The sequence below is a fragment of the Gottfriedia luciferensis genome (assembly GCF_001712755.1).
Classification (GTDB): domain Bacteria; phylum Bacillota; class Bacilli; order Bacillales; family Bacillaceae_G; genus Gottfriedia; species Gottfriedia luciferensis_B.
Genome location: NZ_MDKC01000023.1, coordinates 321,129 through 341,788, shown reverse-complemented (window position 1 = coordinate 341,788; position 20,660 = coordinate 321,129). Strand labels below are relative to the sequence as shown.

Below are 20,660 nucleotides of genomic sequence, written 5' to 3'. Positions count from 1 at the left end.
TTAATAATCAATTATATTTTACCTTACAAGATTATAAATATATTACACCTATTATTTTTTCATTATTATTTTCTGTTTTATTGGGATTAAAAATTAAAGATATAATATATTTCAATGTCGGGATAATGTCTGCAAATATTTTTCTTTTGATTTCCCAGAAACTTTTCCTATTTGTAATCAAGTCCTTTTAATTGAATCATAAATAGGTAGAAAATATGTCAAAAGTGGATAAAGCAATTTTGATCAAAGATATAAATAATGTAAAATTATTTTGATTAAAAGGAGTAATTGAAGATTATGGATGAGAATGTTTTTCTAAAGGATGAGAAAGCTTTTCCTTTATATAGAATACTATCTATTTCATCGGGTATGCAGTCTTTATTTATTATGTTAAATGCACGTTTTATGATAGAAAGTATCGTGAATGTAGTTGTAACATGTTTATTTTTATTAAGTTACTTAGTTATTTTTATAATAATGCCTCGAACTAAACGAAATTATCAATATATTATTTTAAGTTTTTTATTATTTGTATGTATATCAATATTTATTAATAATTAAAATAGCGGAGGTCAGCATTGAATAATGGATGCTAACCTCCGCTTAAATTATTTCAGACCAGTAAGATATTATTAATTTTTGTAAGCGGATGAATCGTTTGTTGTGAAATCATTCACAAAAATGACAAGGAGTTTTAGTAAAATTCACCTTATTAAATGCTAAGATAAATATGTAAACGTTTACTAAAAATACTAGGAGATAATTAAGTTCGAAACATGAATAACAGAGAAATATTATTTATTTTTTTACCAATCTTTTTACTAGTTTTATTATTTACAGGACCATTAATGTTCAATAAGAAAAGTAAATCATACCCAATTAATGAAGTTATAAGTAAACCCATTTCAAACACATTTCTTCCTATAAAGGGTCTTATAAACTTGGAGTAGGAGAAGTTACACCACTAAATTTTTCTTATATATATTCAGGTGATAAGAAAGACTTGTTTAACGAAATTTATTCGATCAATCTCAGTAATGAAGATTCAATTAGTATTGAGAGTTTTAAAGTAGATGGAAATGCTAAGGTTGGTGAGTATCATGTAAAAACTTTGATTCTTAATATTGTCGCTAAATCTAAAGGAAAAACAGATATAAGGGAATTAACAATACAAACTAAAAGTGGATTAAAAAAATATGATGTTGGAGCATTAGAAATAAATGTAATTGATGATACTTCTGATAAGCCTCTAGAAGTAGGGAACTTTTATCCTATTATTAGAGATGAAAAAAATAATTACATTTATAGTTTGCAAAATAAAGGGAGCGATAAAATTGTTGTAAACAAATTTGATGCGGAATTGAATGGTGAACAGGTATTAAAGATTAAACCATTCGTTATTGAAGCAAATAAACAAAAAGAAGAAGAAGTTCCAATTAAATTTGATTTTAAAAAATCACCTTATGCAGTCACGGTGTTAAGACCATCAATACATTATTCAGATGGAAACAAACAAAGAGTTTTACTTCCACCACCAACATGGTATGGCTTGGGAATTACAGTAGAACAAATAGAAAAGACAATTGAATATAATAATTAAGCATTTTAGTTCAATGTAAATAGATTAAATATCGCTACATATTGTATTTAGGAGTTGAGAAGATGAAAAAGTTAAACTTTCATGGCGCAACTAACATTGAAGTTGAAGAAAAGAAATTATCATTAATGACACGACTTCATGTGAAAAATTTACTTTCACATTGTTGAGAATTATTTATTCATGATGATGCAATTGAATTTAAAGGTTGGAAAACTATTAAATGGTTCGATATTATTGATTTGAAAATGGAAAATGATGCAACTGTTAGTTCAACATTATTCACAACTCAATCTAGACTTTTCTTTCTAAAATCAGCGAAACCCATAAAGCTATCATTAAGAAATATTGAGGTTTTATACTTTTACGTAAATTGGAATTTTGCCACAGGAATAAGTGATAACAGTTATATTATGAATTTAATGAAAGAGAAAATATCATAGGCATATAAATAGATCACAATTAAATAGTTTTATTTTAGGTCCTGCTATAATTATTAGTAGAACCTTATAAATAGGAAGCAACTAACCCTTGTGGTAGTTGCTTTTTTTGTTCTTCGAAAGGATTGTAATGAATCCGGATATCAGCTTTATGATTGCAAGATATCCTTTCTGCAAGTGAATGAAGAACTTAAGGATTTAAATCTGTACTGGAAGGGAACTCATTAAGTTTTAATCCAATTTATGAGCAGTGATAGCTGTTTTGAAGGGCTTTCTCTACCTTATGGCATCCCGAAAAAACGTAAATTTATCTGACAAATAATTAAAAGGATTAACAAAGAATTTATATAGCTTTACAAATCTGAAATTGTAGATTAACAGATGGAGATTAATCTATTAAGAAGGAGAAAGGGGATAAATAAAGACACAAGTTTGCTTGTTGGGTTTTTAACTACTTGCTGAAAAAGAGGGCAAATTATGTTTCTTGCCGATTCAAAAAGTAAATATGCTTGGCATGTTTCGTTAGTGCAGTAAAACGTACATAATAATTTATTTATACAGGAGGGATTTGGGAGAAAATGAATCGTTTACTACAAGCCTCTATTAGAAGAGCGGGCCTTATTATTACCCTTACTGTTATCGTTCTTGTTTGGGGTGCAATATCTGCCTTTCAAATGCAGAGGGATTATCTACCTGAAATTAATAATCCTACTCTTACGGTTACGGTAAAAGCACAGAGTCTTCAGGCTGATCAGGTTAAAGAATATATAACAAAGCCTATCCAGGAGGCGGTCAGGGTAGTAGACAATCTTCAGGATGTGGAAACCAATTCTTTTAATGGGGGCTCGTTTATCAGTCTAAATTTTCCTATGAAGTATGATATGGAAAAGGCAGATCAGCAAGTGAATAAAGCGCTGGAAGGAATTTCATTGCCAAAAGGATCTGATAAACCCCTTGTGAACCGTCTTAGTACGCATTCGCTTCCTATTATGACGATCAGTCTAAAAAGCAATAATGTTAATATTACCGAAAATATACTGAGGACTTCGGTACAAGAAGAAGTGGTAAAAGGACTTAAAACAGTACCTGGAATAAAGGACATTCAAGTGTCAGGCGGTGGTAACGCTGGATACGCTATCTCAATTCGCAAGGACGATTTAATTAAGTCCGGTTTTAGTGTGGACGATGTCAATAATTCTCTCAAACAACAACACACAACTGAAACAGAAGGGAACTTATCAGACGGCCAGATGACAGTTCCCATAAAAGTGAATGGTTGGGGGCTAAACAAAACAGACCTACAAAAATTGCCTATAAGTCGTGCAGATGGGAAAACCATTCCTCTTTCTGACGTGGCGGATATTTCGAATTCGATTGTTAATCTTCAGACCATAACCAGAACAAAAGGTACACCAAGTGTAGTACTTGATATTTTAAAAACACCTTCATCAAATATTAGCAATCTGTCGAAAAGCATTTACAGCCGACTACAAGATATAACACCGATTAAAACTAATGATGTAGAAGCTTCCATACTTTTTGATCAAGCTCAGCAGGTGAACCATTCCTTAGAGGGACTCGCTAAAGAGGGGTTATTGGGGTGCTTGTTTTCCATGATCTGCGTATTTCTTTTCTTTCGCAATGTCCGCTCTACATTATTGATTGTTATCTCTCTACCAATCTGTCTTTTAGCTACTACCGGTATCCTAAAAATATTAGGAATCTCCCTCAACATTCTTACCGTGTCCGGTCTTGTGGTGGCGATGGGAAGAGTTGTGGATGATTCGATTGTGATTTTGGACAATATCAACAGAAAAGTAAAAGAAGGAAAAGAATTAAAAAGCTTTTCATTCATTACACTGGCTGTAAAAGAGATGATTCCGGCGATCGTTTCATCTACGGCCACTACGGTTGCTGTATATATTCCAATAGCCCTTGTCGGCGGTCTTGTTGGTGCAGCATTTTCAGGTTTTGCGTGGTCTGTTGTTATTGCTCTTATTATTTCTTTAGTTGTTTCAGTTCTTGTAGTTCCTGCTTTATATAATCTTTTCTGGAAGGGGAAACCCACGGCACCGAATGATTTCCTGGCTCAACGTTCTTATAAGATGTATGACTGGATTTTTCAGAGAAAGAAGCTTCTTAGTATACTATCTGTAAGTTTATTTGTCTTTTTGGCTGCAGCCTCAGCCTTGCTTCCCGTAAATTTCTTGACGATGACTAATAATACAGGGCAGCTTGGCATCCAAATTGAATTACCCAAAAATACATCGCTAAGTGAAGTAGACGAAGAAGTGAAGAGAGTTGAAGAACTGTTGCAAGGGAACTCAAACGTTACTTCATTTTCTTCCGGCCTCGGTTCTTCATTCACTCCTCAATCAGATGATGTATTTGATGTTGGAGGTGGATGGATCCAGCAGCCGAATATAGCCAACCTGTCCCTAAGCATTACAAAAAATGCAGATAAAACTAGAATGACTCGCCAATTACAAAAGCAGTTGGATTCACTAAAAAGTAAAGCAATTTATACGGTAACTGACAAGAGTATTTCAGGAGATGACTCTTTATTGAAAATTAATCTAAGTGGTGCGGATAGCCAAACTCTTGAAAATTTATCAATCTCCGTTGGAAATCGCCTAAAATTAATACCAGGCCTTGCTGTGCAAGGTTTGGCTGATGAAGAAGGTACCGCTACTCAATATCAACTAACCTTAAATAGAAAGATGATTGAACAAAATGGTCTGGATTTAGTAGAGATAATAAATAGGTTCAAGTTAGACACGGCTGAAGGTACAATAGGCGAGATTTCACTTAACCATAATACTTATCCTATCGTTTTACATCTTAAGAATATGAATAGTAAGAACGCCTTCAATGATACAGATCCGGCCCTTCGATTATTAAATCAAATGGGAAACGAAGCGTTTATAAATAAAGAGGGAAGAACTTTTAGATTAAATCAGCTTGTGGTTGCAACTCCCATCACAGATGCATCTGTGATACAAGAGAAGGATGGTCATCCATACGCTGTTATTACGGGAAACATTCTCTCTAGAGATGTAGGGAAAGTAACTAAACAAGTTAAAAGTGTACTGAAGGATACTCCGCTTCCCGAAGGAGTCCAGTACTCTTTTGCAGGAGCTCCTGAGCAAGTAAAGGAAATGATCTACGAAATGGCCATTGCTTTATCATTTTCCATTTTGCTCGTCCTTTCCATTATCAGCTTTGTATTCAGGGGGTGGAAGGCACCGCTAACAGTATTAATTTGTATACCGCTTGCTGTCATTGGATCAGTCGCTGGTATGCTAATCTTCCAGTTAGAATGGAATCTGGCCGCCTTGGTTGGACTGTTAATGTTAACCGGAATTGTGGTTACGAATGGGATTGTATTAGTAGATAAAATAGAAAGAAATAGGTTGGCAGGACACAGTTTAGATGAAGCTCTATTCCTTGGTACATTATCTAGAATTAGGCCGATTCTCACAACTGCTTTAACAACAATATTAACGCTACTGCCTTTAGCTTTATCATCTCAAACTGACACGATTATCTCTCAAACTCTCGGTATAGTTGTAATTGGTGGGTTAGTTAGCTCCACATTTATGAGCTTATTTATGATTCCTATTCTGTATAGATGGCTTCATAAAGACTATGATCAGAGTGCCAACGAAAGTTTAGATCATATTATTCATAAATTTAAACTAACCGTTTAACCGTTTAAGAAGTATATTAAATCCTGTGAAAAAAGAATCGTTTTAAAAACGGTTCTTTTTTTTATAGATGAAATACTTTTATAAGTTACATAGAATGTGCCGTCCAAATGGTTCATACAATCATTTCTGGTCCATAAAGAAATAGATGTGCTAGACTTCCGGAATTCATTTAATAGTAAACCCTATCTTTCTACTCATTTTTCGCAAAAATTGTTTTACTACGTCCCCGATTAGGGGTGTCTTCATTTTCCTAGTAAGAAATTATTTATGTTATTTACTTAAATTTTATTTAAGTTCTGTAAATTTATTTAGATAGGAAAATGAGGATTCCCAGGACTACGGATATTGATATACCAATGTTTTAATGTTGGTGCTTATTCCAAGATTCTTATTTTTTTAGGAAAAATTTACTAATTCATACTTAACTATACTAAATATAACCTTTATATAAATTTACTAAACTTGAATAGTAGATTAATAGAATAGGCGTATTCTTTAAGAAGATTCAGAAAGGAGTGAAGAATAATGAAGAAAAAAGGAAATAAGAAGAAACTGCTCGCTGGGATTACCTTAAGTACTATGTTGTTAGGATCTGCAGGTGTTTATGCTGCAAATGATAATGCTTTTGGAGAGAGGCTCGTTGGTCCACAGGCAGACGGCTCCGTATTAGTTCCAGCCAATCAACTAATCACACCAGCAGGAAAGCAAATTGAATTTGGGGGCAATCCGATTTCGGTTGCAGTAAATCCAAATGGTAAGACAGCAGCAACAATCGTTGGACGCAATAATTACGGTGGAAAAGGAATTAACATTGTCGATCTATCAACAGGAAAATTGACTACTCAAGATTTATCGTTAGGCCTTTCTCAAATGTGGGGATTAGCTTATTCAGCGGATGGTAGCCAGCTATATGCAACAGGTTCATCAGGAACAACCGGTAAAGTAGTCGTTATGTCAGTTAGTGAAGATGGAACTCCAACCGTCAAAAAAAGTATTAATCTGCCGAAAGCATCTGTCGGGGGAAATATTAATCCACTTGATATAGTGGTTACACAAGAAGGTAAGCTGCTAGTTGCCCTAAACCGTGATAACAGCCTTGGAGTTATTGATCCTCAAACAAGCTCTGTAACGAAAGTAGCAGTAGAAAATGCGCCTACAGGTGTATTAGTCAAAGGCAACCTTGCTTATGTAACGAACCAGGGTGGCCGTACCGCAAAAGAAGGAGACACAACGGTAAATTCTTCAGGGACAAATATGGTTGTGGATCCTAAAACAGGTGCAACTTCGACAGGAACAGTATCTGTTATTGACTTGACTACGAATACAGTAACAAAAACGGTCGAAGTTGGTGTACAGCCTGAACGTATGACGCAGTCGGGCCAATACATATTTGTAGCAAATACAAATAGTGACACGATTTCTGTCATTGATTCCAAAACTAATACGGTCGCACAAACGATCGACATCAAACCATACCCTAAAGCTGCTAAAGGCTCAGCACCAAATGCTGTTAAAATGGTAGATAACAAATTAATGGTCAGCCTTGGCCGAGATAATGCGATTGCAGTATACGATTGGCAGGGACCTAAAAAGACTCCTGAACTGCAAGGACTCTTGCCGACAGCCTGGTTTCCAGTAGATATCGCTGTTGATTCTCAAAATAAGAAGTTAATTGTTGCTAATGCGGATGGGATTGGTTCTCGTGGACCTGCACGTGATTTAACGATTCAAGGAGTTAAGGTTACCGGGAAATCGTCATATGCCCAAATTGGTTCTCTTTCATTAATCCCATTCCCTTCTACCGAGGATCTTGCGAAAGGAACCAAGCAGGTTTTTGCCAACAACAACTGGTTTGGTTTAAAGAACCTGAACGCAAAACCTCGTCATAATAAGAAACCAGTTGCTATGCCTGAGCGTGTTGGTGAACCTTCAACAATCAAACATGTATTCTATATTATTAAAGAAAACCGCACTTATGACCAGGTTCTAGGAGATCTAGGTAAAGGAAATGGAGAACCAGCTTTAACTCAGTTCCCAAAAGCAGTCACTCCAAACATTCACAAGCTTGCAAGTACTTTCCCGCTCCTAGATAACGTATATACTTCAGGTATTCAATCAGCAAGCGGGCACCAATGGGTAATGCAAGGAACGAACACGGACTATGAGGATAAAGAAACAGATTCAGCTAATGTTAGAAGCTATCCTGGAGGGGCTGGTGATCCGATGGCGTACGCACCTACAGGACACTTATGGGATCAAGCAGCAAAAAATAACATATCTGTAGAAAACTTCGGCGAAGATACAACTGGTTTCACTGGATCAGCACCATTTGGTACATGGACGGACTGGTACAAAGATTATCAAATCCTTTCCGGACAGAAAGAGGGAGAGCTTCACGTACCAATCGGAAACTATTCGGCAACATACGATATTCCATCTCTCGGGCCGATTACTTATAAACCTTTCCCAACCTTTGACACGAATATTCCAGATCAATACCGATTTGAAATATTTAAGCAACGGTTTGAAGAGCACGTTAAAAATAAGGATTTACCAGCTTTAAACACGTTATGGGTAATGGATGACCATACTGCAGGAAATGCAACAGGTTCTCCTACACCACAAGCAATGGTTGCTGATAATGATCTTGCTATTGGGAAAATCGTAGACCTTATTTCACATAGTCCTTATTGGAAGGACTCTGTCATATTCATAACGCAAGATGATTCACAAAATGGATTAGACCATGTCGATGGACATCGCCAGCCTGCGCATGTAATCAGCCCATGGGTGAAAAAAGGTATTACGGACAGCCACTATTGGACTGTCATAAATATGGTAAGAAGTATCGAGCAAATTCTTGGTCTCCCGGCTATGAACCAAAACGATGCAGCTGCAGAACCAATGAGCGAGCTCTTTACAAACAAGCCAGACTTTACACCGTATAACTTCGAGCCTAACCAAATACCGCTTGATACGTTAAACGGACAGCCGAACGCCAATACAGCTGCACTTGCTAATACCGAACAAGTTACAACAGAGTCAAAAGAACTTTCAAAAAAATGGACGGAATGGTCTAACAAAAACAAGAACCTATTTACCGGAAAACATGCTTCTCCGGATGAAGTCAACGCCAATATGCTGAATCACTCTGTTTGGTACGCAACAAAAGGCTTTGATCAACCATATCCAGGGGATAAACAACCGCTTAGTCCAGAAGAAGTGCAGAAGCAACCTGAAAGTAGTGCACCTAATCCAGCGAATAATTAAAAACGTTAATCAAATCAAAAATATCGCGATAACAGTTGTAACAACCAACCCAATCTAATACTTTAATAGATTCCTATCTAATTTACTTACAAATGTAAGATTTAAAAAATAGTTCCGAATTATGTTTATAAATTTAAAAATAAGTGTTCAATAAAAGAGACAATGTAAATTCCAAAATTGAATTTAACATTGTCTTTTTTATTTCTTATACTATAATTCTTTTACTAATTTTACGATTCGGTCGTAATTTGACTTATTATTAAAATCGTCTCTTTCAATACATAAGCTATCACAAGCGAAAAGAAGATGCTCTAACCAATCAGTGTCATTACATTGCAGAGCATTTTCAATTTCTACTTCAATATAAGGGACGCTTACTTCTTTACCAATTTCTCTAAAAATTTTTATAGATTCTAATGCGCCTGGCCAATTACGATCTTGTAATAAACCAGCTAATTTTGGTAAGGCCTTTTTATTATTTGGGTAACCGATTTTTTTAATTAATAATACACCATTTAGCCAACAGGATTTACCATACTTAGGTATTAATAAATGTGTCTTGTCAGGGTTAATTTGAGATAAAATTTCAAAAGAGTCTTCTTGAATATCTTTTGGAAGTAACCAATTTAGATTATAAACATGATATATAATTTCTGCGTCTTCTAATTCAATATAGTTTGTCATCTATTCACCCCTTATAGAAACGATAGTCTGTAATATTCTAGATATGGATTTTTGGGCTTTAATATAGTGATTTGATATGTCATAGAAATGTCACTAATCTTTTAATAGATTCCTACCAAATTTATTTACTTACAAAATGTAAGATAAAAAAATATGGAGGAATCGAAATTATGGCAACAAATTACAAGTATTCAAAAGAACTAATGGTAATGGGGAGACCAACATTTCATGTAATCAAAACTAAAATTAGTAATATTTGCACTGAAACAATCTGTAGACCACTTACAGACACATCTTATTATGGAATAAACGGGGGTTTTTTTGAGAGTAGTAATTATAATAATATACCTACAGGTTCACGTTCAATTTGTGTAGATATAACTGAGAAGAATGTTAATTTAACTGTAAAAGGGAAAAAGTTTGCTAAAAATTATAATTACAACGGAACCTCCTCAAAATCAATATCTAGGAAAACAGCAGTAATTTATACTTCAAGTGGTAAGAAAAAAATCGCATCTATGTATGCAAAACAAAGTAAAGATATTATTTCAAAATATCCGACATATACCCAAATAATTGGAGGAACTGATTATTCTTCAGATTCATGGGGAGGGATAGCGTATAATATACCTACTAATCGAACTGTATTAGCCTGGGATAATACTTATGTATATTTAATTGTTACAGAAATTCAACAAAGCATTCCAAGCTTAAAAAATTATATTAAAGCTTTAGGTTTAAATCCAACTAACTCAATTGTTTTAGATGGGTCAGGCTCTACATCTATGCAATGTAAAGAATTTACCAAAAAAGGTAAAGAAAGATATATTTTTAATATGATTCGTTTAATTAATAAAAATTAAAATTATTTGGATCTAAGAAGGAATAAAATACTTTTTCTTCTCTAAAAAAGATATTGTAATTGCACCCAAAAAAGGAATAATTAAATATGGATTAATCAAATAATTATATTCAGTTTTAAAAATTAGATTTTGAATATTGATTGGAAGGAAAAATATAGAAAATATTGAAATAGTACTAAATATTAATATATCAAACAAAAACCTCATCTTTTCAATAAACCTATTAATTATTAATTTTACAAGATAAGATGCTAAATAAACCAAAAAAGTATATGGGAATAATACAAAAGTTAAGTAAAAGGGAAAAACAAATAGACTTTCGAAATTGGTTAGCTTTATTGTTTCCGGCTGATTTGGCTCTAGTTGGATTAAAATTGAAAAAGGTATAGCCATGGAGATTGAAGTTAATAGTAAATAAATGAGAATAAAGGATTTATATTTTTTTTTGTTGTTTTCCATATAATTTTCTCCTTTCTTTTATATCGGAAATTTGTTTGGCAATGTTGAAATTAAATTATCATTAATTTGCAATACTGCCATTCCATTGAATATTTTTATTATATTAGATTTAGTAGGGGAAATTATTTACTAAAGTTATACTTTTTGTGAAGGAAAAAGGAAATAAAAAAAGCTACACAGCAAACTATTTGATAGTTTATGTGTAGCTTTTCTTATTTTTTATTTCTATTTAATATTCGCCAGTTAAAATAAAATACAATGTTATTAAATCAAAAATATAGCAACAACAGTAGTAACAACCAACCCAATCAAAACAGGCAACAAATTCCTCCTAGCCAGCTCAAACGGACTAACATTACAAATAGCAGCAGCAGGAATCAACGCCCAAGGAATCAACGTTCCACCACCAACCCAAATCGCCGCAATCTGCCCCATAGCAGTCAAAGTTGCAACCCCATGCCCAATCGCCGTAGCAAATAATGAAGCAACAGATCCAGCAAGTGATATACCCGAGAATCCAGATCCATCTAAACCTGTAATTGCTCCAACTGTAGTTAATGTTACCCCAGCAACCCCAGGATTTACAGGAACTGAATGTGCTAAAGCAAACCCTAAATCATTTACTATCCCATGTGATCCTTTTGGCAAGTAATCTCCAATAATTGCAGTAAATCCACTATCCCCAAGGTAGAAGAAAGCTGCAATTGGAATAACCGGACCAAATACTCTAAATCCAAATTTGAACCCGTGGATTAAATAATTTGTTACCTCTTCGAATCCTTTATTTTTATGTCCCAACATTGATAGGAATGAAAGGATAATTAATGCAGTACCCCCGATTAAAGCTGTTGCATCTCCACCTTGTAAATTGAAATGAACCATCACCCAAATATCTACTGCAAATAAAATGAAAACAAGAGCGGCCATCCATTTTTGTTGAGTAGATGAAAGTAAATAGTCCTCAGCTTTAGTATCTTCTTCAGGTATTTCGACTGTTAAAAGTCCTCTTTTCATATCCCGTTTTAAGAAGTAAAAAGCAACTACAGTTGTCACGACACCCATTACGATTACAAGAGGAATACTTGCATGTAAAACATCCGAAACCGGAATGCCAGCCGCGTCAGCTGTAAGTTTTGGAGCACCTTGAATTACATAGTCACTTGAAAGAGCGATACCATGCCCAAATAAATTCATTGCCATCGCAACACCTAAAGCTGGTAACCCGACCCTTAGGGCAACTGGCAGAAAAACCGCACCAATTAAGGCAACTGCAGGTGACGGCCAGAAAAACCAAGAGACAACCATCATAACAATACCAATTGTCCAATAAGCAAGTGTGGCGTTTCTCATCACCTTTGTAAATGGACTGATGAGCGCCTGATGCACTCCGCTATCAGTTAATGCTTTACTCATAGAAACAATAATCGAGATTACTAAAATAGTAGAAAGTAATTCGGTTATGGCGTATATGAAACTTGAAAACAAGATACTGACTGAACTAGTTAGTGACTCAGTAGCTACCAAGCCAAGTAGAAAAATTCCTGCGAGGCAGACTAGGCTAGTGTCACGTCTAAGAATTAAAAATAAAATAATTAAACCTATAAATGCTACATAAAGCCAATGTATGGCAGTTAAATCGACATGCATGAGAATAGCCCCCTTTCGATACATATATTGGATAACAATATATGCATTCGCCTAGTTTTGGGTGATTGGAAAGATTTGACAGACTGACTTCTGAAAATTGTACTAAAATAATTACTTTGTTAACTGAAATAGTAGAAAGAAAATTACTTAATGACGGAATAGTCGGAATTGTGTATAATATTGATAAAATAGAAATGGTTTCCGCATTGTGGAAAAAGTGTTGTTATTTACTCGCTGGGAGGGTTGATGAATATGATTCAGATCAAAAGTGTAAGTAAATCATTTGGGCCATTACAAGTATTAAAAAAAATTGATTTAACGATTGAAGAAAAAGAAGTGGTTGTTTTATTAGGAGCAAGCGGATCAGGGAAGAGCACTCTTTTAAGATGTTTAAACTTTTTAGAAATCAATGATTCAGGAGACATTTATTTTGATGGTGAATTGGTTCAACCTAGTAAAACAGATTTGAATAAAATTCGGTCAGAGGTTGGTATGGTTTTCCAACACTTCAATCTCTTTCCGCATAAAACAGTTTTAGAAAATATAATTGAAGCTCCTATTCATGTTAAAGGAATGAAAAAGAGTGAAGCAAAAGAGATTGCTTATGCTTTGTTGGACAAGGTTGGACTGACAGATAAGGCTGATGAGTATCCAGATATGTTATCAGGTGGACAGAAACAAAGGGTTGCGATTGCACGTGCACTTGCGATGAACCCGAGGGTAATGCTGTTTGATGAGCCTACTTCAGCTTTAGATCCTGAACTGGTAGGAGAAGTTCTTCAGGTTATGAAACAGTTAGCGAGTGAAGGGATGACAATGGTTGTAGTCACTCACGAAATGGGTTTTGCTCGAGGTGTAGCGGATCGAGTTTTATTCATGGAGGAAGGTTTAATTTTAGAGGAAGGTACACCTAAACAGTTTTTTGAAAATCCACAAAATGAAAGAACAAAGCAATTTCTTAATAGTATTTTATAATTTTAAAAATTATGGGAGGTATAAGAAATGAAAAAGAAATGGTATGGTGTTTTATTATCTTCAATGGTAGCAGGGACAATGTTTCTAAGTGCATGTGGAGCAGATAAAACCAGTAATCAAGCGAGTTCAAAAGAATTTCATTATGCGATGAGTGGGTTATATAAACCATTTAACTTTAAAGAAGATGGAAAGCTAACTGGATTTGATGTTGAAATCGGTAAAGCACTTTCGGATAAAATGGGAATGAAGGCTGTACCAGTAACGAACCCATGGGAAACAATTGTTCAAGGATTAGTGTCCAATAAGTATGATGCGATTTTGGGGAGTATGACGATCACTGATGAACGATTAAAAGTGGTTGATTTCAGTAATCCATATTATATTTCAGGTTCTCAGATTTTTGTCGCTGATAATAATAAGGAAATCAAATCTGCTGAGGATTTAAAAGGGAAGAAAATTGGCGTTGTAAAAGCAAGCCCTTATAAAGATTTAGCGATTAAGTATACTGGTAAAGAAAATGTAGTTGATTATGATAGTGATCTAACGGCTATAATGGATCTTCCAACAGGTAGACTAGATGCTGTTATTACGGATCAAATGGTTGGCTTTAGAGTCATTAAAGAAGGAAAGGCTAAGATTAAAGATGTTGGCACACCACTAACTCACGATAATCAAGCAATTGCTGTAAGGAAAGATGATAAAGAACTTGAGAAGAAAATTAATAAAGCTTTAGATGAAATTATTAAAGACGGGACTTACGAAAAAATTAGTCAAAAGTGGTTTGGTCGCAATATTCTTGAAGAAAAATAATAATAGAATACTAGCGTAAAATTAGAGCCTAAGATTTTTTAGGACAAGATGAGGGGTGAGGTTCATCATGCATATATTCTTAAATACATTTCATGTGTTTTTAGTAGCAACTTTATTAACGTTAAAATTAACAATCGTATCTACTATTTTGGGAAGTGGAATCGGACTTATATTTGCATTTTTTAGACTCTCACGGATTAAAGCACTCAATTATATTGCTAATCTGTATATTACGGTCATTCGTGGCACACCGCTTATTGTTCAAATTGCCATTTTATATTTTGGACTTTCTAGTATTATTACATTCTCGCAGTTTTGGGCAGGTGCATTGGCGTTAGGTGTGCATAGTGGAGCATATATTGCTGAAATCTTTCGTGGTTCAATTCAATCAATTGACAAAGGGCAATTGGAAGCTGCGCGTTCTCTTGGGATGTCCCAACCTTTAGCAATGAGAAGAATCGTACTACCTCAAGCTTTTAAAATGGCGATTCCTGCTCTTGGAAATCAGTTTATCATTGGATTAAAAGATTCTTCACTTGTAGCATATGTAGGGATGCAAGATTTATGGGGAGCAGGACTAAGTGAGGCTGCCTCTAACTTTGAACAAATGAATACATATATTGTCGTAGGTTTATATTATCTTGCACTTGTACTAATCATTACGTTTGGAGTTAAAAAGCTTGAAGATTCTTTAGATGTGAGTCGTGGTAAAAAACGTAAATTAAGAAAAAATAAGTCTAATGCATCATTAGAATCAATAAAGTTATAAATTAATTGGAAAAACAGACGATAAACTTGTAAGATAGATGTAAAAAATTACTCTCACAATTATTCAATTGCAAGTTCGAAAGGAAACAAGAAGAGCTGAGATACTTAAGTCAACGCATCTTTAAAGAAACGTACGTATACTACCAGTACGTAATAAACGGGAATCCACCTAACGTGGAAACTTCCCAGATTTTTGAACAGACTCCCCAAGATAAGAAGTGAAGAGTCATAGGAGTTATGATCATGGTCCAATCAATTGACCGAGCTATGCTTATTATCGATATCCTAAATTCGGATGAATCCAAAAGTAATTGGCAAATTACCGAATTAGCGGAAAAAACATCTCTATCTCTCGGTACGCTTCACCGATTACTTAACGCTTTAATCCAACATGGACTTGTTGTACAAATACCTGAAACCAAGCATTATAAGTTAGGGTATAAATGGATGGAACTTGGTCTCCGTCAATTGGATAAAATGGATTTCAGATTAGTTGCAAGACCAGTAATGGAGCGTTTGGCGCACCTTTTAGAGGAAAGTATCTACTTAAATATTGAGAGCGGAATAGATGGAATTGTGATTGATAAAATTGACAGTCCTTTAAAAATTAGAATTGCTGAAAATTTGGGTATCCGAATTCCACTACATATTGGTGCTCCCAATAAAACCATTCTTGCTTATATGAAAGAGTATGAAATTCAACATGTACTAGATCAACTTAATCTTTCACCTGATTCAATATCAATTTTAAAACAGCAACTAGTTGAAATCAGACAAAATGGCTATGCAATAAGTCAAAGTGAAAAAACAGAGGATACGGCGGCTATTGCGGCTCCAATTACTGGATATCACAACAAAGTACTTGCTGCTATAAGCGTGAACGTACCTGGATTTCGTTTTACTCAGGAACGTGTTCCGTTCTTGATCGAAGAAGTAATGAAAGCAGCGGAAGAAATTTCAAAGAAGATAGGGAAGATATAGGTGATATTAGACGCATTCCACTAACATGGGATGCGTCTTTTTTTATATAAACATACTTGATAGAGACTCATCATATTCTTTCCTCTTAATACCTTGTCATAAAAGCGATATCATTAGCGTAAAATTTAAAAGAAAATTTCAAAATCCGTAATAAAAAAATCGAAATTTTGTTTTTGGTAAATAACCTATGGATGTAAATTTTTAGGAAAGGGAGAGGATAGACAATTTAAAAAACTATCAATCTATCAACGCTGACTATTATCATAAACATTTCAAACTATTTTAAGAGGTAGGATTATTTTGAAAGGAGTTATGAAGATGGCAAAGGGGATTAGCAAATACTTAATAATTGCTGAACATTTATTAGAGCATTTAGGCGGAGTAGAAAATATTACGACGTCCACTCATTGTATGACAAGATTACGTGTAGCTTCGAAAGATCATTCAAAGGTAGACATAGAGGCAATCAAAAAGACAGAAGGGGTTCTAGGAGTTGTAGAAGAAGAAACGATTCAAATCATACTCGGACCTGGTGTTGTAAATAAAGTTGCAGCAGAGTTTGATAAACTGCTTGCGGCGGCCACTGATTTTGATCTGAATGAGGTAGCTTCAAAAAACAAATCAGAGATTGATAGAAAGAACGCAAAACCTTTTAAACTTTTTTTACGTAGAATCGCAAGTATTTTTATTCCGTTAATTCCTGCCCTTGTAGCTTCAGGATTAATAACTGGTATTACAAAAGCAATTGTTCAAGCGGAATGGCTTGCTGCAGACTCAAAATTAGCTATTATTTTAACTGTTATTGGATCGGGTCTGTTTGCTTATCTTGGAATCTTAGTCGGAATAAACGCCGCAAAGGAATTTGGTGGATCACCCGCGCTTGGGGCATTGGCAGGTATTCTTGTCATTAACCCTGGAGTTGCAGATATCTCATTGTTTGGGCACAATCTTCTTCCTGGTCGTGGAGGGTTAATCGGAGTTCTTTTTGCAGCAATCTTCATCGCTTTAGTTGAAAGGCAAGTAAGAAAATTTGTACCGCAATCTTTAGATATTATTCTCACACCTACCATAGCATTATTAATTACAGGTATCGTTACATACCTTGTATTTATGCCTGTTGGCGGTTATGTATCAGATGCGATTACAAAAGGCTTGCTAAATGTTCTTGATTATGGAGGAGTTGTAGCTGGATTTGTACTTGGAGCAACATTCCTTCCACTAGTAGTTACTGGGCTCCATCAAGGTTTGACTCCAGTTCATCTTGAATTGATCAACAAAATTGGAGATGACCCTTTACTTCCAATCCTAGCGATGGGTGGAGCGGGTCAAGTAGGAGCAGCGTTTGCAATATACTTTAAAACGAAGAAAAAAAGCTTAAAACGTGCAATCGGTGGGGGACTTCCATCAGGAATGCTTGGAATCGGTGAACCATTAATCTTTGGTGTAACGCTCCCGCTAGGACGTCCATTCTTAACTGCATGTTTAGGTGCCGGAATCGGTGGAGCATTTCAGGCTCATTTCCATATCGCTACCATTGCTGTCGGTGTTTCAGGACTTCCATTGTCATTCTTAGTTCATACGAATCAGATTTTATTGTACTTAACTGGAGTTATTATCTCTTATGTAGCTGGCTTTATTTTTACTTATTTATTCGGGTTTAAAGATGAAATGGCGGTTGAATTCAAGTAATTAGAACTAACTGAAAATGTATTTTACTCAAGTGGAAGGTGTTTTGAGGAAAAATCTAATCATTCAATGCACCTTCCAAGATGATTTCATCAAAGGCTTTATAAGTAGGATGTTTAACTAATATACAAGCAATAGTAAATATTGGCATATATGAGAGTAACTGCGATTTATAATCTCTACAAATCTTTAAAGAAAAGGGAGGGAAAAGATGACTAGAAAGAAATGGGAAGCTTTAACAGCTGTACTTTCAGTTTCAACTTTGACACAATGGAACTAGGTGCAACAAGAAGTTCCAGACAATAAAAGGAATACAAAGTGAGAAGTTTTGGTAACAGCGATACTAGTATTGACAGTCATTACCAACCTCCGATTGTTAAACATGACAAGGAAAGATTACGTTCGTTAAGCTAGCACCTTTCCAGAAAGCAATTGATAACAGTGTAGATATGATCATGACAGCTCATATTAAGTTCCCTCTCTTTGATGATACAAAGTTAGCAAATTAGATTGTCAAGAGATTATGGTTCCAGCCACGCTTTCGGTTTTACATAATCTGTACTTTTGGCAACATAATCTAAATTTGTATAAAAAATAAAAAATATGAGCTTCTTTTCTTTCTTCTCGATTTCCACTGTTTAGCCCTATTGAAGAATCCCCTTGTTTTATTGCCCAGTTTTCTGCTTCTTAAATAAGATTTTTACCAATTCCTCTTTTACGATAAGTGGAATCTACCACAAGCGTTACAACGACAGTAGTTGGATCCCCCGATTGTTTCACTAATGAGACTAATTCTGGAATAACATTTATAGTCGCTTTTCTTATTTCCATTCAATTTGCGCCTTATAGAATATGATTACTTTAATTAATATTTCTATTACATTACCTTCTTCAACTAAGTGCCATTTAGGACAAAAAAAGTGCGCCGAAGTAGTCCATCGTTTTGTAACAAACGCATGCGTAAATTGTATAAGGAAAAGTTTTTTACTTTATTTAAACTTAGAGTATAAATGAAAAATTTCGTAATATATTTCTGGTTTATCATTTCATTATTTTAGATTAAAATTTTAACATAATAAAAATATCTACTCATTCCCTCGTAAGCTTTTTCGAGAAAAAAGTCCACATAGTAAAATAATTTCTATTTTTGTTAAACACCAATAATTCTAACTTCCCCCTAAAAATTGAGTCTATATATTACTATTAGACAAAAATTTCAGAAAAATATCTTTCCAAACATATACAATTTTTCCAATATTTGTTATATTATTAAGATAATGTTAGAAACAATAAAATTTTATTAAAAATATTAGTAGAATAATAGTTTATTTAATATTTTGTTAATGTGGAATTAATATATTGTACATATTTGAATTTCTTGTATTTTAAAACTCTGTAAGTATAGAAAATATTGAGAAATTGTATAAGAGTAATATAAATAGTAACAATTCAGACATTATGTTACATCAACTAGCTTTAATGAATGAAGAAGTAGGTAATAAAAAGACGTCACTTACTTATTTCACTAAATTTACAAACTTGAATAGTAAAGATCTAGATTATTGGTTTGCAGTTAGAAAAGAAGTTAATACAAAGGTAATATTATTACAATCATAATTAGGTGGATTAGTTTTGAAAAAAATATTATTGGTTTTATTATTTGTAATTGGATTTATCTTAGCATTGGTTATTAAGCAAGTGTTTTTCACAGGTTTAAAATTAGAACATAGTAAGTATATTTACAATGCTACATTTATGTACAACAAAAGTGAAGAAAACTATTTACCAGTTAGTGTACAGACCGTGAAAGTAGCAAAAAAAAGTGTCGATGATTTATTAGGAACAAATAATAAAGATATTGATATTTTTATTTTGAATGAAAAAAAGTTTGAAAAAGTAGCATATCAAGACCTTATCGCAGGATTTTATGATGAAGAAAAAAATGCTATATACTTACGAACGTCTAAACCAAACTTGCCTATTTATTTTGAAAACACCCTTGCACATGAATATACTCATTTTCGGTTGATACAAGTATTAAAGTCAAATGATATTATATCCTCGAAACTTCCGTTTTGGTTTCATGAAGGTTTCGCTACTTATGTTGGAGAAAAAATACAAACGCAGTGGGGAGAAAACGTTGACAAATCTGAATTTCCACTTATCTCATTTGAACAATTAAATACTCATGAACAGTGGGATAAAGTAGGCGGTCCTTATCAGCAAAGTTACTTTGCTATTGAAGAGATTGTTGAAAGAAGTGGAAAAGAAGGTGTTTTAAACATTCTAAATGAGATGAAGAATGGAGAAGAATTTTATTCAGCTCTTCAGCATGTAACAAATTTAACTATGGTAGAATTTGAAAACCAAATACGTTTAAGAATTAAGCAATATGGAAATTCATAATTCATATTTGTAGAATATAAAGGTAAGGAAAAGAGAAGATAAGGAGATTACTTATCACCTCTTTTCCTTTTTTAGTGAATTAAGATTATTAATGAGAAATAGTAAAGATAAAATTAACCAAGTATACATTTAGTAACTCCCCTCAAATTAAAATCCTTAAATTCAACAAAACTTGTCTACTTATAATTATTCTATTAAAAAGGATAATACGCTTTTTTAATTGAACTATACTGCCATGTGATTGTATAAGAAAATCAACAATTTACATTCACAAAGCCTATTTTTCTAAAATTACCGAATAAACTGAAAAAGATATTGACGTGCCGATAGTATGATGATAGTATTTTTCTTCCAGTCAAAAAAA

At 34.0% G+C, this 20,660-nt stretch carries 15 protein-coding genes; 11 read left to right on the top strand and 4 right to left on the bottom strand.

Annotated features, from left to right (window positions below):
• The first annotated feature begins 1,003 nt into the window (after positions 1-1,003).
• From BED47_RS14805 to BED47_RS14795, 3 genes are all read left to right on the top strand, one after another.
• Entirely contained in the window at positions 1,004-1,600 is a 597-nt protein-coding gene (locus BED47_RS14805) for a hypothetical protein (RefSeq protein ID WP_069034308.1), read from the top strand.
• Between the two features lie 1,015 nt (positions 1,601-2,615).
• On the top strand, positions 2,616-5,747 hold the full coding sequence (locus BED47_RS14800) for an efflux RND transporter permease subunit (RefSeq protein ID WP_069034307.1): 3,132 nt from the start codon (positions 2,616-2,618) through the stop codon (positions 5,745-5,747).
• Between the two features lie 525 nt (positions 5,748-6,272).
• On the top strand, positions 6,273-9,017 hold the full coding sequence (locus BED47_RS14795) for a bifunctional YncE family protein/alkaline phosphatase family protein (RefSeq protein WP_254664602.1): 2,745 nt from the start codon (positions 6,273-6,275) through the stop codon (positions 9,015-9,017).
• A gap of 210 nt (positions 9,018-9,227) precedes the next feature.
• Here BED47_RS14795 and BED47_RS14790 read toward each other — a convergent pair whose 3' ends face one another.
• Positions 9,228-9,701 (bottom strand): hypothetical protein, encoded by a 474-nt coding sequence (locus BED47_RS14790; RefSeq protein WP_069034305.1) that lies wholly within the window; start codon positions 9,699-9,701, stop codon positions 9,228-9,230.
• Between the two features lie 170 nt (positions 9,702-9,871).
• Here BED47_RS14790 and BED47_RS14785 point away from each other — a divergent pair, with 170 nt between their 5' ends.
• Positions 9,872-10,564, top strand: a complete 693-nt coding sequence (locus BED47_RS14785) for a phosphodiester glycosidase family protein (RefSeq protein ID WP_069034304.1) — start codon at positions 9,872-9,874, stop codon at positions 10,562-10,564.
• 12 nt (positions 10,565-10,576) lie between these two features.
• Here the strand turns inward: BED47_RS14785 and BED47_RS14780 are convergent, their stop codons facing one another.
• The gene (locus BED47_RS14780; protein ID WP_069034303.1) at positions 10,577-11,023 is read right to left on the bottom strand and encodes a hypothetical protein; all 447 of its coding nucleotides are present in this window, start codon (positions 11,021-11,023) and stop codon (positions 10,577-10,579) included.
• Between the two features lie 264 nt (positions 11,024-11,287).
• Positions 11,288-12,670 (bottom strand): hypothetical protein, encoded by a 1,383-nt coding sequence (locus tag BED47_RS14775; RefSeq protein WP_069034302.1) that lies wholly within the window; start codon positions 12,668-12,670, stop codon positions 11,288-11,290.
• Between the two features lie 252 nt (positions 12,671-12,922).
• Between BED47_RS14775 and BED47_RS14765 the strand changes: the two genes are divergently transcribed.
• The 6 genes from BED47_RS14765 to BED47_RS24585 all read left to right on the top strand — a co-directional run bounded on the left by BED47_RS14765 (position 12,923) and on the right by BED47_RS24585 (position 18,399).
• A complete protein-coding gene (locus BED47_RS14765) occupies positions 12,923-13,645 on the top strand; it encodes an amino acid ABC transporter ATP-binding protein (protein ID WP_069034300.1) in 723 nt (240 codons plus the stop codon).
• Positions 13,646-13,672: 27 nt separating this feature from the next.
• Positions 13,673-14,455 carry an ABC transporter substrate-binding protein gene (locus tag BED47_RS14760; RefSeq protein WP_069034299.1) on the top strand — a complete coding sequence of 261 codons (783 nt, stop codon included), beginning with the start codon at positions 13,673-13,675 and terminating at the stop codon, positions 14,453-14,455.
• 67 nt (positions 14,456-14,522) lie between these two features.
• Positions 14,523-15,224: an amino acid ABC transporter permease gene (locus tag BED47_RS14755; RefSeq protein ID WP_069034298.1), complete on the top strand. Its 702-nt coding sequence runs from the start codon at positions 14,523-14,525 to the stop codon at positions 15,222-15,224.
• 242 nt (positions 15,225-15,466) lie between these two features.
• Entirely contained in the window at positions 15,467-16,204 is a 738-nt protein-coding gene (locus BED47_RS14750) for an IclR family transcriptional regulator (protein WP_069034297.1), read from the top strand.
• Positions 16,205-16,522: 318 nt separating this feature from the next.
• Positions 16,523-17,893 carry a PTS transporter subunit EIIC gene (locus BED47_RS14745; protein ID WP_069034296.1) on the top strand — a complete coding sequence of 457 codons (1,371 nt, stop codon included), beginning with the start codon at positions 16,523-16,525 and terminating at the stop codon, positions 17,891-17,893.
• A 392-nt stretch (positions 17,894-18,285) separates the two neighbouring features.
• Complete coding sequence (locus BED47_RS24585) at positions 18,286-18,399, top strand: glycoside hydrolase family 3 N-terminal domain-containing protein (RefSeq protein ID WP_439097787.1); 114 nt, start codon at positions 18,286-18,288, stop codon at positions 18,397-18,399.
• A 178-nt stretch (positions 18,400-18,577) separates the two neighbouring features.
• Here BED47_RS24585 and BED47_RS23760 read toward each other — a convergent pair whose 3' ends face one another.
• Entirely contained in the window at positions 18,578-18,721 is a 144-nt protein-coding gene (locus tag BED47_RS23760) for a hypothetical protein (protein ID WP_175403502.1), read from the bottom strand.
• A gap of 801 nt (positions 18,722-19,522) precedes the next feature.
• On the opposite strand from BED47_RS23760, the gene BED47_RS14740 reads away from it, so the two are divergent.
• On the top strand, positions 19,523-20,296 hold the full coding sequence (locus BED47_RS14740; protein WP_069034295.1) for a hypothetical protein: 774 nt from the start codon (positions 19,523-19,525) through the stop codon (positions 20,294-20,296).
• The last annotated feature ends 364 nt before the right edge of the window (positions 20,297-20,660 follow it).

Bases quoted from the DNA above. Each gene is read 5' to 3' on its own strand.
- BED47_RS14800 (WP_069034307.1), top strand. From the start codon at position 2,616: ATGAATCGTTTACTACAAGCCTCTATTAGAAGAGCGGGCCTTATTATT.
- BED47_RS14795 (WP_254664602.1), top strand. From the start codon at position 6,273: ATGAAGAAAAAAGGAAATAAGAAGAAACTGCTCGCTGGGATTACCTTA.
- BED47_RS14790 (WP_069034305.1), bottom strand. From the start codon at position 9,701: ATGACAAACTATATTGAATTAGAAGACGCAGAAATTATATATCATGTT.
- BED47_RS14785 (WP_069034304.1), top strand. From the start codon at position 9,872: ATGGCAACAAATTACAAGTATTCAAAAGAACTAATGGTAATGGGGAGA.
- BED47_RS14780 (WP_069034303.1), bottom strand. From the start codon at position 11,023: ATGGAAAACAACAAAAAAAAATATAAATCCTTTATTCTCATTTATTTA.
- BED47_RS14775 (WP_069034302.1), bottom strand. From the start codon at position 12,670: ATGCATGTCGATTTAACTGCCATACATTGGCTTTATGTAGCATTTATA.
- BED47_RS14765 (WP_069034300.1), top strand. From the start codon at position 12,923: ATGATTCAGATCAAAAGTGTAAGTAAATCATTTGGGCCATTACAAGTA.
- BED47_RS14760 (WP_069034299.1), top strand. From the start codon at position 13,673: ATGAAAAAGAAATGGTATGGTGTTTTATTATCTTCAATGGTAGCAGGG.
- BED47_RS14755 (WP_069034298.1), top strand. From the start codon at position 14,523: ATGCATATATTCTTAAATACATTTCATGTGTTTTTAGTAGCAACTTTA.
- BED47_RS14750 (WP_069034297.1), top strand. From the start codon at position 15,467: ATGGTCCAATCAATTGACCGAGCTATGCTTATTATCGATATCCTAAAT.
- BED47_RS14745 (WP_069034296.1), top strand. From the start codon at position 16,523: ATGGCAAAGGGGATTAGCAAATACTTAATAATTGCTGAACATTTATTA.
- BED47_RS23760 (WP_175403502.1), bottom strand. From the start codon at position 18,721: ATGGAAATAAGAAAAGCGACTATAAATGTTATTCCAGAATTAGTCTCA.